This window comes from Pseudoalteromonas sp. BSi20429 (genome assembly GCF_000238895.1).
GTDB classification, from domain to species: domain Bacteria; phylum Pseudomonadota; class Gammaproteobacteria; order Enterobacterales; family Alteromonadaceae; genus Pseudoalteromonas; species Pseudoalteromonas arctica.
Genome location: NZ_BADV01000056.1, coordinates 31,587 through 47,042, shown reverse-complemented (window position 1 = coordinate 47,042; position 15,456 = coordinate 31,587). Strand labels below are relative to the sequence as shown.

At 38.6% G+C, this 15,456-nt stretch carries 12 protein-coding genes and 1 tRNA gene; 3 read left to right on the top strand and 10 right to left on the bottom strand.

What is annotated here, in order from left to right:
* The first annotated feature begins 9 nt into the window (after positions 1-9).
* A tRNA-Val gene (locus P20429_RS08155) sits at positions 10-85 on the top strand.
* Positions 86-403: 318 nt separating this feature from the next.
* Complete coding sequence (locus tag P20429_RS08160) at positions 404-2,050, top strand: tetratricopeptide repeat-containing response regulator (RefSeq protein ID WP_024591593.1); 1,647 nt, start codon at positions 404-406, stop codon at positions 2,048-2,050.
* 4 nt (positions 2,051-2,054) lie between these two features.
* Here the strand turns inward: P20429_RS08160 and msrB are convergent, their stop codons facing one another.
* The 10 genes from msrB to P20429_RS08210 all read right to left on the bottom strand — a co-directional run bounded on the left by msrB (position 2,055) and on the right by P20429_RS08210 (position 13,950).
* Positions 2,055-2,495 (bottom strand): peptide-methionine (R)-S-oxide reductase MsrB, encoded by a 441-nt coding sequence (gene msrB, locus P20429_RS08165; protein ID WP_007584021.1) that lies wholly within the window; start codon positions 2,493-2,495, stop codon positions 2,055-2,057.
* 147 nt (positions 2,496-2,642) lie between these two features.
* Positions 2,643-3,083: a hypothetical protein gene (locus P20429_RS08170; RefSeq protein ID WP_007584019.1), complete on the bottom strand. Its 441-nt coding sequence runs from the start codon at positions 3,081-3,083 to the stop codon at positions 2,643-2,645.
* Between the two features lie 2 nt (positions 3,084-3,085).
* Positions 3,086-3,604: a DUF2919 domain-containing protein gene (locus P20429_RS08175; protein ID WP_007584017.1), complete on the bottom strand. Its 519-nt coding sequence runs from the start codon at positions 3,602-3,604 to the stop codon at positions 3,086-3,088.
* A 10-nt stretch (positions 3,605-3,614) separates the two neighbouring features.
* Entirely contained in the window at positions 3,615-5,633 is a 2,019-nt protein-coding gene (gene ligA, locus P20429_RS08180) for an NAD-dependent DNA ligase LigA (protein WP_007584014.1), read from the bottom strand.
* 80 nt (positions 5,634-5,713) lie between these two features.
* Positions 5,714-6,481, bottom strand: a complete 768-nt coding sequence (gene zipA, locus P20429_RS08185; RefSeq protein WP_007584012.1) for a cell division protein ZipA — start codon at positions 6,479-6,481, stop codon at positions 5,714-5,716.
* A gap of 74 nt (positions 6,482-6,555) precedes the next feature.
* On the bottom strand, positions 6,556-9,957 hold the full coding sequence (locus P20429_RS08190) for a chromosome segregation SMC family protein (protein ID WP_007584010.1): 3,402 nt from the start codon (positions 9,955-9,957) through the stop codon (positions 6,556-6,558).
* Between the two features lie 68 nt (positions 9,958-10,025).
* Positions 10,026-10,757, bottom strand: a complete 732-nt coding sequence (locus tag P20429_RS08195; RefSeq protein WP_007584008.1) for an RNA methyltransferase — start codon at positions 10,755-10,757, stop codon at positions 10,026-10,028.
* A 76-nt stretch (positions 10,758-10,833) separates the two neighbouring features.
* On the bottom strand, positions 10,834-12,870 hold the full coding sequence (locus P20429_RS08200; protein ID WP_007584006.1) for an FUSC family protein: 2,037 nt from the start codon (positions 12,868-12,870) through the stop codon (positions 10,834-10,836).
* A gap of 10 nt (positions 12,871-12,880) precedes the next feature.
* Positions 12,881-13,741, bottom strand: a complete 861-nt coding sequence (locus tag P20429_RS08205; RefSeq protein WP_007584004.1) for an HlyD family secretion protein — start codon at positions 13,739-13,741, stop codon at positions 12,881-12,883.
* Between the two features lie 5 nt (positions 13,742-13,746).
* Positions 13,747-13,950 (bottom strand): DUF1656 domain-containing protein, encoded by a 204-nt coding sequence (locus P20429_RS08210; RefSeq protein WP_007584002.1) that lies wholly within the window; start codon positions 13,948-13,950, stop codon positions 13,747-13,749.
* Between the two features lie 394 nt (positions 13,951-14,344).
* Between P20429_RS08210 and P20429_RS08215 the strand changes: the two genes are divergently transcribed.
* A complete protein-coding gene (locus P20429_RS08215) occupies positions 14,345-15,454 on the top strand; it encodes a YjgN family protein (protein WP_007584000.1) in 1,110 nt (369 codons plus the stop codon).
* Positions 15,455-15,456: the final 2 nt, after the last annotated feature.

Sequence of the window (15,456 nt, the reverse complement as noted above, 5' to 3'; positions counted from 1 at the left end):
TTTATATGTGGGTGATTAGCTCAGTTGGGAGAGCATCGCCCTTACAAGGCGAGGGTCACTGGTTCAAGTCCAGTATCACCCACCACATATAAATGCCATCAGACAACTTCTCTAGTAATAACTCTTTTCCCATATTAAATACGTTTAACTCCTCTTTTTACCTTAAATACATTTCATATTTTTATTAAAATCTAAATTTCCATATCAAAGCACTCATCAAATATAGTGTTTCCATTTTACTTATTTAGTTTTTAATTATGTTATTCGGCTCAGTACCTTCGTAGTTAGATAAACGTATTAGGCAAAGTTAAGTACCTAATAAATACAGCTATCATTTAAATTCCCTTGTAACGAGTTAAACTGTTGATTATAGTCTGTGTTAAATACAATTACGCTTAAGCCAATGCCAACTAAGATCTATTCAAAAGCCAAAATACTTATAGTAGAGGAGCAGCCACTTGCTCAAAGCTATATGAAACAATCGTTAGAAAGGCTTGGCTTTCGGCAGTTGCGCTTTGCTGATCATGCAAATTCTGCAAAAGAGCAGTGTTTAAGTGAAGAATTTGATCTAATCGTTTGCTCATTCAACTTAAATAAACACCAAGATGGCTACCAGCTTTATGAAGAGCTACGTGTAAAGCAACTCATAAAAAGCTCGACTGGCTTTATTTTTATCTCAGCAGAAACAAGTGGCTCACTCGTTCATAGTGTTCTTGAGCTGCAACCTGATGACTTTTTAGTTAAACCTTTTACAGTACAAGAGCTTAAAATACGCATTGAACGAATCTTAAAGCGTAAACACGACTTACAAACAGTGTATTCATTAATTGATGATGGTAACGATTCAAAAGCTATTAAGTTTATTGATACCGCTCTAGATAAAAAAAATAATAATTACAGCCCTATCCTACTTCGCTTAAAAGGCGATGCCCTACTTCGCTTAAAGCGTGCTCAAGATGCAAAAGACTTTTTTAAGTCTGTTCTCGACATTCAAAAATTTGCTTGGGCAAAAGTAGGCTTAGTAGAAGCACTTATAGCGAATAACGAACATATTTTGGCGCAGCGAATGCTCAAAACAATGTTAGAGCGCCAAGAAACTCGTTTAGTAGCCCTTGATTTGTTGGGCAGATTAGAAATAAAGCTAAATCAATTTGAGCTAGCACAAAGCTTTTTAAGCCAAGCTGCAGAAATTGCACCGCGAAATATCACACGCCAAAAATCGCTAAGTAATGTGTCGCTAATTAATCACGACTACGAAAAAAGCTATTTAACTCAAAAAGATATAGCCACCTTTGCAAAACACTCAATACACGACCACCCCGATGTATATTTGAATGCAGCACGTGCAGGTATCGACTTTGCGCTAACGACTGATCAAACCGATCAAATTCAACGAATTTCTAGGCAAACCAATCAGTACATTAATGATTTAAAAAAACAGTTTCCTAATAATACAAATCAAGCTCAAATTGATGTACTTAATGCACGACTCCATTACTTAAAAGACGAGCATCAAAAAGCGAAAAAGCTAATTGAACAACTTGATGATGACGATACTCATATCCGATCGGTTGATGGCGCACTTGATAAAGCAAAAGCATTTCATGAACTGGGGTTTCATCAAAAGGCGCAAACCTTATTCACACAAATAATTAGCCACTGTGAAAGACATCCCGCAGTTAGCGACACAACTTACTTACGTTATATTCAGCAGCAACAAAGTGAGCGACGCGATATTAAAATGGGTCCAAAAGAGCTTAACAACCATGCCGTTAGTCAATTTAATAAAGGCCAATTAAATACTGCGTTGGAAGCTTTTACACAAGCGTTTAGAGTCATGCCTCGTAATCAAAGTATCGCACTTAATTTATTACAGTGCCTATTTGATTCAACTAAGCAATCTGGCAGCTCATTTAATATGGATCTTGCTAGAAGGTGCTACGCCCTTCTTGATAAAACTAAATTACAAGCAGATCAGACGCAGCGTTTAGATAAGATTTTGCACATAGCAAAAGAAATGAATTTAGATATTCAAAGCGCTAGTAAATAAAATATTAGAGCTTTTTCATTGATGCGGCATTAACGCAATAACGTAAACCCGTTGGTAATGGACCATCTGGAAAAATATGACCTAAGTGCGAATCGCACACGTTACAAACCACCTCTATGCGCTCCATACCATGACTTGTATCGCTTACATAGCCAATCGCTTCAATTGTCGCAGGTTGCGTAAATGACGGCCAACCAGTACCACTATCAAACTTCTCATCAGCATCAAACAATAGATTATCACAACAAATACACACATACTTGCCAGGTTCGAGTAATGTACAACTACCCGAGCTACCTGGGCGCTCTGTTCCCTTTTTACGTGTTACGTAATATTCATCTTCTGATAGTTGCATCCGCCACTGCTCGTCAGTTTTGACTACTTTTTTACTTGGGGTAGGATTGCCATTGGTGGCAAAGTTAATAACATCATTCCACTTCAACATAATAGCCTCATTGAATAGTTGATTAGCTATACTTTATAAAGTCATAAAAAGTACGGCTAATTATTACGTTATTTAATACACTAAAGATCAGCTAAGGAGTGTTGACAGTTTAAGACTAAAACTCGTTCAATCTTAAAGGTAATTTTCTTAGCTAAAGGTAATATTTTGTTTTTCTGAGTCGGTAAGTATTCGTTTAATAAAACTATCTAGCTCTGCTTTTTTTACAGGTAAACTAACACTCATTTGGCGCTCGTTATTACTGTAAATTATTAGCTCATCATCCTTTGTCGTTATACGTTCAATACTCTCAATAACTAACCAATCTGGACCGTGCTTTTTATCAAAAAATCCCATCAAACTAAAAAGTAATAAGTGTTGGGCGTCTCGCTGAATAAAATCCTCTAACCTGTTTCTTGATTTAAATAAAGGCGTTAACCTATAAACGCTTGAGCAAAAAACAAATACCCATAACCCAAATAACGCTTTAAACCACATAAACTCTAAAAGCTCAGTGCTAATCATTAAAATAATAAGCACAAAGCCTATTATCGATATAGCTATCGCTATTTTTTTATTTACGGCGTCCACAACTAATCCCTTTTAAGTCGCTTTTTTTCTTCTGATGCCTTTTCTGTCGGCTCAGGCCAATCATTAAAGAAAACAGTTAAATAGCGGCTTTTCACCAAATACCATAATACCCATAAAACAATCATCATTTGTACTGCTAAAAATGATGAAAATCGATAATGGCTATGTGCTGCTTGAACACTTAACCATGTTAAATCAACAACTGCACATAAAATAAGAGGCCAGCGCATATGTCGCCATATTCTTGCTAACCTGTTGCTTGCACTGTGTGAATCTCGTGGTCTGCGTAAACAAAATAAAATAGTCGGTATTATTGCAATACTTCCAATCGTTATTGCGATAAAAAAATCATTTTTATTTTTAAAAAATAACGACATTAAATCTAGTTCAGGCCTGCGGCTTAAAGCCGCAATAACCCAAATAAAATAACTGCGTAATAGCACAAGCACACTTAAATGAAATGCAATAGGCGTACGGTAACTTCCGTACTTATCCCAGTATTCTGGCCCATATCGGCTCATTGTCATTTTCCTAACCGTTATGCTTTATAAGCAACTCAATTAATTCATCTTCAGTTAGTATGTCTATGCCTAGGTCTTGTGCTTTTGTTAGTTTTGAACCTGCTTTTTCACCCGCCACTAACGCATCTGTTTTAGCCGATACGCTACCAGACACCTTGGCACCAAGTTGTTGTAATCGTGCTTTTGCATCATTGCGATTAAGTGTATTAAGCGTACCTGTAAGTACATATGTAAGCCCAGCGAGCGGCTGTTCTTCCTCAGAAGGTGCGCTCAACGCTGGCCAGTTTACACCTTGATCTATCAGCGCATTAACAACTGCTAAATTATGCTCTTCATCAAAAAAGCCACGAACATGAGCAGCTACTATTTCGCCTACATCACTTACTTGCGTTAAACTATCAATGCTGGCATTTATTACATTTTCAAGGGTTAGAAAGTGATTAGCTAAATTTTGTGCTGTCGCCTCCCCGGCTTCTCGAATACCTAATGAATATAAAAACTTAGCAAGCGTAGTGCCTTTAGCCTCTTCAAGTGCTGTTACTAAGTTTTTAGCTGACTTAGGTCCCATACGTTCAAGTGACTCAAAATGCCCCTGTTTTAAAATAAACAAATCAGCAGGCGTTTTTATAAGTTCTCTATCGACTAACTGATCAACAATCTTATCGCCAAGACCATCTATATCCAGCGCTTTGCGCGAAGCAAAGTGCTTAATAGCTTGCTTACGCTGTGCAGGACATACAAGTCCACCCGTACAACGGGCTACAGCTTCGCCTTCAACCTTTTCAACATGAGAATCACAGATTGGGCAAGTCGTCGGGAATTCGATATCTCTGGCATCATCAGGTCTGCGTTCAAGTACAACTTGAGTTATTTGTGGGATTACGTCTCCAGCACGGCGAATAATAACTGTATCGCCTACTTTTACGCCTAAACGTGCAACTTCATCACTGTTATGAAGCGTTGCATTTGATACGGTAACGCCACCCACAAAAACAGGCTTCAAACGTGCAACAGGTGTAATGGCGCCAGTACGACCGACTTGAAAATCAACATCAAGTAGTTGGGTTATTTCCTCTTGCGCCGGAAACTTATACGCAATAGCCCAACGAGGAGCACGTGCCACAAAGCCTAAACGCTCTTGTAAGGTCTTTTTATTTATTTTTATTACTACGCCATCAATTTCATATTTAAGCTCACCACGGCGCGTTAAAATATCGCTGTAGTAATCGAGCGCGGCTTTTGGACCTTCAACTAATTTTGTTTCTGGGCACAAAGGTAGTCCCCAATCAGTCAGCTTTTCTAATTGCTGATAGTGATCCTCAGGAATGCTGCCATCAGCAACAAGCCCGGTGCTGTACGCATAAAACATGAGTGGGCGTTTAGCGGTAATTTTAGAGTCGAGTTGACGCAAACTCCCCGCCGCTGCATTACGCGGGTTAACAAATACTTTTTCACCGCGTTTTTCTGCCTCAGTATTCAATTTATCAAAGCCAGCGCTGTCCATAAATACTTCGCCGCGAACTTCAAGCTCTTTTGGGTAATCACCACGGAGCTTGAGCGGTACATTACGAATGGTTTTAACATTTTGAGTAATGTTTTCACCGGTAAAACCATCACCTCGAGTAGCCGCTTGTACAAGCACACCATCGCGATAAATAATTGATACAGCTAAACCATCAAGTTTTGGCTCACAACAAAAAGTAAGCTCATCAGTACTCATTAAACGCTCTTTTATACGGCGATTAAACGCAGTGAATTCTTCTTCACTAAAGGCGTTATCAAGTGAGAGCATGGGTACTTGGTGCGCTACTTGTTCAAATTTACTAAGTGCTGCACCGCCTACTTTTTGTGTAGGTGAGTCGGCGGTTAAAAATTCAGGATGCTCGGTTTCAAGTGCGCTTAGTTCGCGTAATAACCTATCGTATTCAGAATCAGGAATACTGGGGGTGTCGAGCACATAATAATTATAGTTGTGTTGCTCTAATGTAGTACGAAGATGATTAACTTGCTCACTAATGCTGCTAGACATTTAAACCTCAATAAACATAAAAAAAGCCACTTTGACGATTCACCGTCCAGTGGCTTATAAAAATATAATGTATGCGTTATTTACGCTGAAAAAGAACGAACCTGCTCAACATATTGTCTTACGCGATCTACTGTCATTTCATTTCGCTCAGCATCTAAAATTTGTGCACCAAATTCATCCGCTAACTTTTTAGCTGCGCTGTGCAACATATTAAATGCAGCTAGACCATCGCCGTCGCACGGTAACGTCATAAATAAGCTTACCCCTGCGGTACTAAACTGTTCCATATTATCAATATCGAACGTGCCTGGATTGTACATATTTACTAATCTAAATAAAACAGGGCCTTGACCAGCCGGATCTAAATGGCGATTAAAAAAGCCTTCCTCAGAATATTTAAAACCTAAAGTGTTAACTGCTGGCAATAATTTACTGCCCTGCATACTAAGCTCTTCCGGCATTTGAATATGTACAATAACAAAGTCAGACATTTGGGCAGGTGCTTCTTCCGCGCTTTGCTCTTTTGCTTCTAGGTCATCAACTATTTCTAGGTCATCTTCAATCGGCACTTCTGGCACGCTTGTATCTATTTGCGGCTCATTTGCATCAAAGTTAAGCTCACCAAACTGTGGCTCATCACGTTCGTTTTGCATTGGCTCTTTTGGTTCAGCCTCAGTTCGAAACGGTTTAGATGAAGCTGATGCGCTTTCTTGTAATGGTTCAACCCGCTCGTTATCAGATACTTCTGGGCGGTCTTTTTTTCTCACAGACCACAATCCATGTATTAATAAACCACCAATGACAACTACACTGATAATGATTAAAACCCATCTTAATTGTTCGGCCATCCCCTCACCTTTTATTATTTGATATGCCTAAAACCTGTATATTAATTAAAAACTAATACACTTGTTATAAAAATTTATGCATGTGCAAGTTGCACAGCTTGCTCTATATCTACAGCAACCATACGCGATACGCCAGGTTCTGCCATAGTAACACCTGTTAATCTACCAGCCATTTCCATCGCAATTTTATTATGACTAATATAAATAAACTGCACTGATTGTGACATTTCTTCAACCAAACGGCAAAAACGCACAACGTTGGCATCATCTAATGGTGCATCTACTTCGTCCAGCATACAGAAAGGAGCTGGATTGAGCCTGAATATAGAAAACACTAATGATAATGCGGTCAGCGCTTTTTCTCCACCACTTAACAAATGAATTGTTGAATTTTTCTTACCCGGTGGTCGTGCCATTATACTAACACCACTTTCGAGTAAATCGTCACTGGTTAATTCTAAATACGCACTACCACCACCAAAAACTTTAGGAAATAGCTCTGCAAAGTCTTCGTTAACTTGATCGAACGTCGCTTTAAAGCGTGTTTTGGTCTCACTATCAATTTTACGAATTGCACCTTCAAGGGTACTTAACGCTTTTGTTAAATCATCTAATTGATTATCAAGATAGTCACTACGAGCTTTAGCTAAATCAAACTCTTCTATTGCCGCTAAGTTTACTGCACCTAATTTATCTAACTGATTAGTAAATCCGGTTAACTGATTTTGCGCTGCACTTAAATTCAATGAATCAGGTAATTCATCAAGTATTGCTTTTAAGCTTTGCTTTAGCTCTTCTAATGGTTCGAGCGCAACTTGCGCTTTTATTAGTAAGCTTTGCTCTTCAATTGTTAGCTTTTGATGCTGCTCTTGCAAGCCCACCAGCTCACCTTGTGAGTTTTTAAGACTTGCTTGCTTGGTGTTTAAACTTTCTTTAGCGTGAGATAATTCTTTTTGTAGCACTACCAGTGCCTGCTCGCCTTTTTGATGCTGCGCTAAAAACTGCGTTATTTTATCGCCAAGTTCTTGCTCTGGTATCAGCAGTTCTTCTATTTCATTGAGTAATTCTTGCGCACCTTCAGATGCACTAACGTGCTCTTGCTCTGCATGGCTCAATTTGGTTTGGCTTAACTGCCATTCACTACGTGCCTTTTGCTCTGAGAGCGTTGCCTTATGCGCTTGTGTTTTATATTGCTCAAGCATGCTTAATGCTTCGCTATAACTTTTATCACTTTGTGAGCGTAAGCTATTTGCAGCGTCTAGCTCATCCGCTAAATTAAGTTGCTGCTCATTAAAAACGTCAAATTGCTCTGTTAGCTCATCAAGCACGTTATTTAATTGCAAAAGCGCAGTGGTTAATTGCTGTTTTTGTTGCTGTAGCTTTTCTAGTTGAAGCTTAAAGTGCGCTACTTGCTGTTTGAGCATATCGCTGCGTGTACCGGCTACTGCTATATTTTGCGCAAGCTCATGTATGGCTTCTTTTAGCTCGCTTTGCTCGTTAATTAACTTTATTTGATCAGCTGTATGTTCATCACGAGTGTGTGTTACTTGTTTTAGCTCATCCTCGGCATTGGTTAACTGCTGAGCTTTATCCTGCAATTGCTTATGTTTTAAAAGCAATGAGTTTTCTGCGTTACGATCAGCACTTACATGCCAGTTACGACCATATAAAGCACCGTTTTTATCCATAACAGCTATGTAAAAATCATCATTTAACAGCGTTAGATCACCGCTCTCGCTATAAGCAATGCGCGTTAAATGATCTGGGTACACGCCGCTTGTTATGAATGCCGCTAAGCTATTTTCAGCAATGTGCTTACCACTAATTGGCCACACACTATTATCAGCTTGCTGCTCACTTACATTTAAGTGCTCTAGCGATTTAAGTGCTTGCTCTATTAAGGGCTCAAAGCCTTCTTTAACACTTAGCTGATTAAACAAACCATTAGTACTTTCACTTTTTTCATCAAGCCCTAATGTACTTTTAAGTCCCATTATACTGGCTTTTAACTCATTTATTGTTTGAGTAAGCGTCGAAGATTGCTTTTGTGAGTTATTAACACGCTCATTTTGCACTTCAAGCTGAGCACTGCACAGCGTGTGCGCTGTTTGTTTAGCGGCAAGTTCTTGGGTTAATGTTTGTGTTTGCTGTGTTTGCTGCGTTAATTGTTGTTCTACATCGCTACTTTGTAAGTCAGTAAGCTGCGTATTTAACTGATCAATTTGCTCGTTAACGTGGCTTATTTGCTGCTGAGTTTGTTTAATGTGACTGCTATGCAGTTGCGCATTATTATTAAGTTGCTGCTGTTGCTCACACAAAGTTTGCCAGTGTGTATTGTGGCGCTGCTTCAGCGCTAATAATTCCTCAAGCTCATGCGTTAACTTCCTAACTTGCTCTTCGCACATTAACGCGTTTTCACTTGCCTCTTGCAGGGTTTCATTTAGTTGCTCGCACACAATTTGCTGCTGCGTTTTAACTTCAGTGCTATGGGTTTGGCGTTGCTGTAATTTAATTAAATTTTGTTTAAGCGTTTGAGTTTGTTGCTTTACATTTATTTGCTGTTGCTCAGCGCGGGTAAGCTCGGTGTGTATTACATGTTGCTGATGCTGTGCATCGCTTAGTTTATCTTGCTGAGCTTGTACTTGCCCTTCTAAGCTTGCAAGTACATCGTCATGCCCTGAGTTAGCGGTTTTAAAAAAAGAAATTTGATCGTTCAGTTTTTTAATTAGAGTACTTTTTTCAAGTTGCTGCTGATGTAACTTTTGCCATTTTAAAACCGCAATTTGCCCTTTTAGCGTTCGCTCTTGCGCTTTTAACTCTCGGTATTTTTTTGCATCAACCGACTGCACAGCCAATTTATCTAATTGGCTTTGCAGCTCTTTACGCACATCTAACAAACGCTCAAGGTTTTCGCGGGTGCTTTTAATGCGTGTTTGTGTTTCACGGCGACGCTCTTTGTACTTAGAAACGCCAGCGGCTTCTTCTAAAAATACGCGTAATTCTTGTGGTTTACTTTCTATTAAACGCGAGATCATCCCTTGCTCAATAATTGCGTAACTACGCGGACCAAGACCTGTACCTAAAAATATATCGGTAATATCACGCTTACGGCATTTACTGCCATTTAAAAAGTACAGCGATAGCCCGTCGCGCGTTACTAAGCGTTTAATTGCAATTTGGTTTCGATCAGCAAATGTATTAGAAGGACTACCTTTATCGTTATCAAAAACAAGCTCTACAGAAGCTTGTGATATGGCTTTACGATTAGTTGAGCCATTAAAAATAACGTCGGTCATGGCATCGCCACGCAGGTTTTTAGCAGAGCTTTCACCTAGCACCCATCGTACTGCATCAATAACGTTAGATTTGCCACAGCCATTAGGGCCTACAACACACGTCATTTGATCAGGAAATGGAATTTTAGTGGGCTCTACAAACGATTTAAAGCCCGCTAATTTAATAGTGCTTAAGCGCATCTTATTGTTATTACCAATTTATTATTGTTATTTGTCATAAACAATTTAACCCATAATTTACTAATAGATTAAGCTTGTCGTTTAAAGTTATCTAAAATAATACCGGTCGCCATTGCAACATTAAGTGACTCTGCTCCACCAAAAGCGGGAATGGTGATTTTATTGGTCACTAACTTTGCACATGTCTCGCGTATACCATGCGACTCACTGCCCATTAGCAAAACGCCTGAGCCCGTAAATTGGGTTTTATGTACACTTTGTCCATCTAAAAAAGCACCGTAAACAGGTAAATTTAAAGACTGTAAGTAATCAGGTAAATCTACTTGGCTTACCGATATCCTTACAAATGAGCCCATTGTGGCGCTAATTGTTTTAGGGTTGTAAGCGTCTGCGCTGTCGGTGCTAGTTACTATATGTTTAATACCGTACCAATCAGCTACTCTAATTATTGTGCCTAAGTTACCAGGGTCTGATACGCCATCAAGCGCGAGTATTAAGCCATTTGCTTGTGGTAAAGCTGCCTTTGGCATATCAACAATAGCAATGGCTGCATTATTGCTAACTAGCGTGCTCGCTTTAGTGAGGGTCTCTTCATCCGCTTCAATAAAATTAGCGTGCTGATACTCACCTTGGTACGCATTTATAAATTCGTTTGTAGCAAAAATATTAACCGCATTTAATGGGCTGTGTAATAACTCAAGTACGTTTTTTTCACCCTGTACAAGGTATTGATTATATTGCTTTCGGTACTTTTTTTGGCCAAGTTGGCGAATAAGTTTGAGTTGGTTTTTTGAAATCATAACAGCCCCATAAAATTATCCAGCAAGTATAACAGATTTCGTTATAACATCTGAACTCGAAAAGCAGCGAATAGGGCTAATTTATCTTACTCGCACTTCTTTCAAAGGTCAGATTAATGCGAATAAACATCCCTTTTATTGCCTCTAATTGGTTTGAATCACCAACAGATGCGGCTAATTCATTATAAAGATTATCAGACGCTTGCTTAAAGTTTTCATCAAACTTACCTTTGGTAGCCAGCATAAATGCATCAGCCAACGTGCGTTGCCACTCATTTAAGTATTTTAGCTTTGTGTCACCAGCAAGGTTTTCGCAAATTGAGTTTAATCGCACTGAAGCATGCCCTAAGTTTAGACCGGTAAGAGCCATATCGGTAATAGCGCGTGAGTGTGAACCCTGATCGTAATTAGTTAAACGGATTAACCTATCTGCCATGCGGCGGTTGTACCAAATACTCGGAGTTTGATGGGTATTTATTTCGAGTAAATCTTTATAGGTAGCCTTAAAAACACGATGAACAAGTAACTGAACACTTGGTCCTGTAAATAACTGAAAAATCCAAAATAAAATACTCACGCCAGCAAAAATAGCGATTGCAGAGCTGAGTGTATAATCAATTGAAAATGCTAGGCTCATATCCATGCTGGGTCTAACCAAAATAGTAAATGGAATACAAAACCCTAAGCCGTATGGCAGCGTTTGTTGATCAGCGAGTAACAGCAAACCCAAAAAATACGGACCAGCTAATACAAGCAACAATATTTCTAATTGCCCACCACTTTGCGACAGTAAATTTAACGCATAAAAAATAGTTACAAAAGTAGCAACAATTATACCTGCCAATAAACGTTTAATTACAACCTGTAAAATAGCCAAGGGTATTCGCGCCAGCATTATCGAAAATATGACCGGTAATATCATAATTAATAATGCAGCTGAAGAACCAGTATTAATCCAAATAAATGCGCCGATAGAAAACACCAAAGCAGTTCTAAATCCAACTATAATGCCAGCTAATGGGTCACGATATGTAAGCATACTGGGTGCATTTAATAATGTTTTATCGCGTTGTTCTAAAGCTCTGTATGCGCGTAGTAAAATTGTTAAGTCGGCTGCCACTTCTAAGCTCACATTGAGCATGTGAGATTCAAATGGCGAATCACACACCGTATTTGCTCTATAGTCGGTTAGCTCTTTACGCAGCGTTTTAACTTGTTCGGCGCAGTAATTAAAATCGTCAGATTCTTTAATTTGCGCGAATACGTGTTTAAGTTTACTTATTAATTTGTCTAATGTGGGAGTAATAAGGTCTGCGTGGTTTCGTTGCAGGCGACCAATTATTTGAATTGAAGCCAGTAAAGAAAGTACTTTTTGCGACAATTGATTTGCAGCACGTGAGCGCCCAGGACCTTTTGGTCCTTCGTACCTTACTGCGCTGGAGTCTTCGTTTATAGATCCTAATGTTGCCATAATGCCATCTATTTGTTGATGGCGATTTTCGTGCGAGCCTTTAGAATCAAGCTCAGTTACTAAATAATCTAACGTTTGGTTTATAACCGACCGCGCTTGTACTTGCAGTAAGTGTTTAACTTTTACAGGCCAAAATAAATGGCTCACAAGGCCTGCACATATTGAGCCTATTACTATTTCACTCACGCGCGCTTGTGCAATATCAAATATGCTTTGACTGCTTACCATTGCTGGAGTAACCATGACTAAAAGTACAATAATAGCGGCTGTTACACCTGCCATAGCAAACGCATAAACAAAGTTTGCTTGGCGTACCATTGCCGATAACGCAGAGTTTACCCCCAACCATAATGCCAATGCACCGAGCGCTAAATAAGGGTAGAGAATTAACTGAGTTAAAAGCAATATGCCAAATAAACCACCCACTATGGTGCCTATTATTTGGCAAATTGCTTTTTCAATAACCAATCCGCTTTGCGGGCGTAATTGCAAAAATATAGCCGAGACTAACGCCCAATAAGGTCTTTCAAGATTAAGCCACATAGCAATAGTAAGCGCCATTACCATGGCTATAACGCCCTTAGTCGCAAAAATAATTGCCTGTTTTTTAGGAAAAAACAAATTTTGTAATACAACGCCCACTATATTCCCCTTAACGTGTAGCGAGATGTATTGTGGCGGTCATTCCTGCGCTTAACTGTGTATCTTCGGGCAATGAATCTAACTTAATATCAACAGGAATACGTTGCGATAAACGTACCCAATTAAATGTTTGTTGTACTTGTGGTAAAAGCTGCCCGTTACTTTGTGTATTCGTATTTGCAATTGCTTTACCTACACTCACTACATGCCCCGTTAATTGCTTACCACCGCTTAGAAGCGCTATTTTAGCTTTTTGATCAGGATAAATAAGCGGTATTTTACTCTCTTCAAAGTAACCCGTTACGTAAAATGAATCTGACTGCACGATAGCAAACACAGGTGTGCCTTGAGCTACATAGTTACCTTGGCGTAAATTCAGATTAATTATTTGCCCCGATGCAGGCGCAACAATTTTAGTTCTATCAACATTTAATTGCGCAATTGTTTGCTCTGTTTTAGCTAGGTTATAATTTGCCTCAGCAATTTTAGTATTGATACGTGTTGATTCTAGCGTTTCTTCACTTATTGCCTGTTGAGTGTTTAGCTCAACACGTCTTTCGTATTTATGTTTAGCAAGCTCCCATGTATATAGCGTATTTTCTGTATTGGCTTTACTTTTATCAAGCGCTGCTTGATAACGCTTTTGATCAACATTAAAAAGTACTTCGCCTTTTTGTACGTTTTGACCATCTTTAATGTTTAAAGCAGTCACCCAACCCGACACGTCTGGAGCAACTGTAACTATGTCTGCTCGAATGCGACCATCGCGCGTCCAAGGAGTATGCATGTAGTCAGTCCATACCCAACGCCCAGCAAAAACCGCAGCTATAACAACCAAGATAGTAAAAGTAATACGCAGATATTTAATCATTCAATTTATCTTCCACTTAGTAAATAGACGGCCAGTGCCAAGTAACAAACAAATAGTGACACTTCAAACCAAGCCACTTTCCAAATACGGTCATGCCAATCTAGTCGATGCAAAACAAAACGAGTCAGCGCTGTTAAAATAAACGCAATTGGGAAATAAACAATCAGCGGGCTAAATTCTAATCCCCCTAGCACGACTGCTTGAAACATAATAAATATCCTAATGTTATTTAAAGCGGTGATAAAAGCTGTAAAACCTAAATAAATTTACATCCCTACTACTCTTACAATCTATTATTTTGGCATATAAATCAATTAGCTTAATTGTACGTAGGTGTGCTTAATACATAATTAATGCCATTACATTTAAGCAGCATTAACTATGTATAGTAGCTAAATCGCATATTAAAAAGCTAAAGATCCCAGTTACCAGCCAAATAAATAAAACCAGCGAGGTTTATTTATAAAAAAGTATTAGAGTATTTAACTCAATACTTAAAACGCCTATTTATAGCTGTTTACAGAAGGGTGAGATAATTATAAACATTGAATTTTGCACTAAAAATGGGTAAATTAACAAAAAAACAACATGGATATAATTTTAATGGAATCAATACACCCTACCCCATCTGAAACAACCCCACCAATAAATGAGCCTGCTGAACCAATTTTTAGCGGAAAAGTGCAGTTTAGTGGTAAAGGCGGTGAGTTTTTTGGAATTTGGATTGTAAATATATTACTTAGCGTTATTACGCTTGGCATATACTCAGCGTGGGCTAAAGTACGTACGCATCGCTATTTTTACGGCCACACCCGCATAGATGGTCATAGTTTTGACTACCTAGCAACGCCAATACAAATTTTAAAAGGTCGGATTTTAGCGGTTATTGTATTTTTTATTTATACATTTTCTATTAGCTTTATGCCTATTTTAGGCCTGTTTATTGCTCTTGGTTTTATCTTTTTAATGCCATGGATTATTAACCAAGGTTTACGTTTTAATCTGCGTATGACCCGCCATCGTAATGTTCGCTTTGCTTTTAAAGGCAGCTATGGCGAAGCCTTTGTTAACTTTATACTTTTACCTATTGCCAGCATATTTACGCTTTATTTATTAATGCCTTACGTTATAAAACGTATTGATAGCTATATCCATAGCAATATTAGTTATGGCGACAAACCGCTTACTGTAAATCTAAAAGGCGAAACCTATTACTTAACAGCGCTTATTTGCTTTGTAGTGAGCTCTATCACCATGGTGGTATTTATGGGGATTTTAGGATTATTTGGCCTCAACTTAGTAGATATTGAAAATCAACAAAATTTAGAAAACTCTGCAGCTATGGTTATGCTTCCTATCTTTATGATGATTGCCTATGTGCTAATGATTGCCATTGTTTCTGCTGTATGGCACGCCGCTATTAGAAATCACATTTTTGATAACAGCTATTTTGAAGGCGTTGCTACATTTAAATCAGAGCTAAAACCAATTCCTTTCGCTGTTTTACTATTAACTAATATGTTGGCTATTGTATTTTCTTTAGGCCTTGCATACCCATGGACAAAAGTACGTACATCAAAAATGCTCGCTGATGTAACTAACGTCACTATTTATCCTGGTGCATTAAACCTAATTGATACCGCGCAAGAACAGCAATCATCATTTGCTGAGGAAGCTGCAAACGTATTTGATATTGACCTTTCTCTAACTTAAGA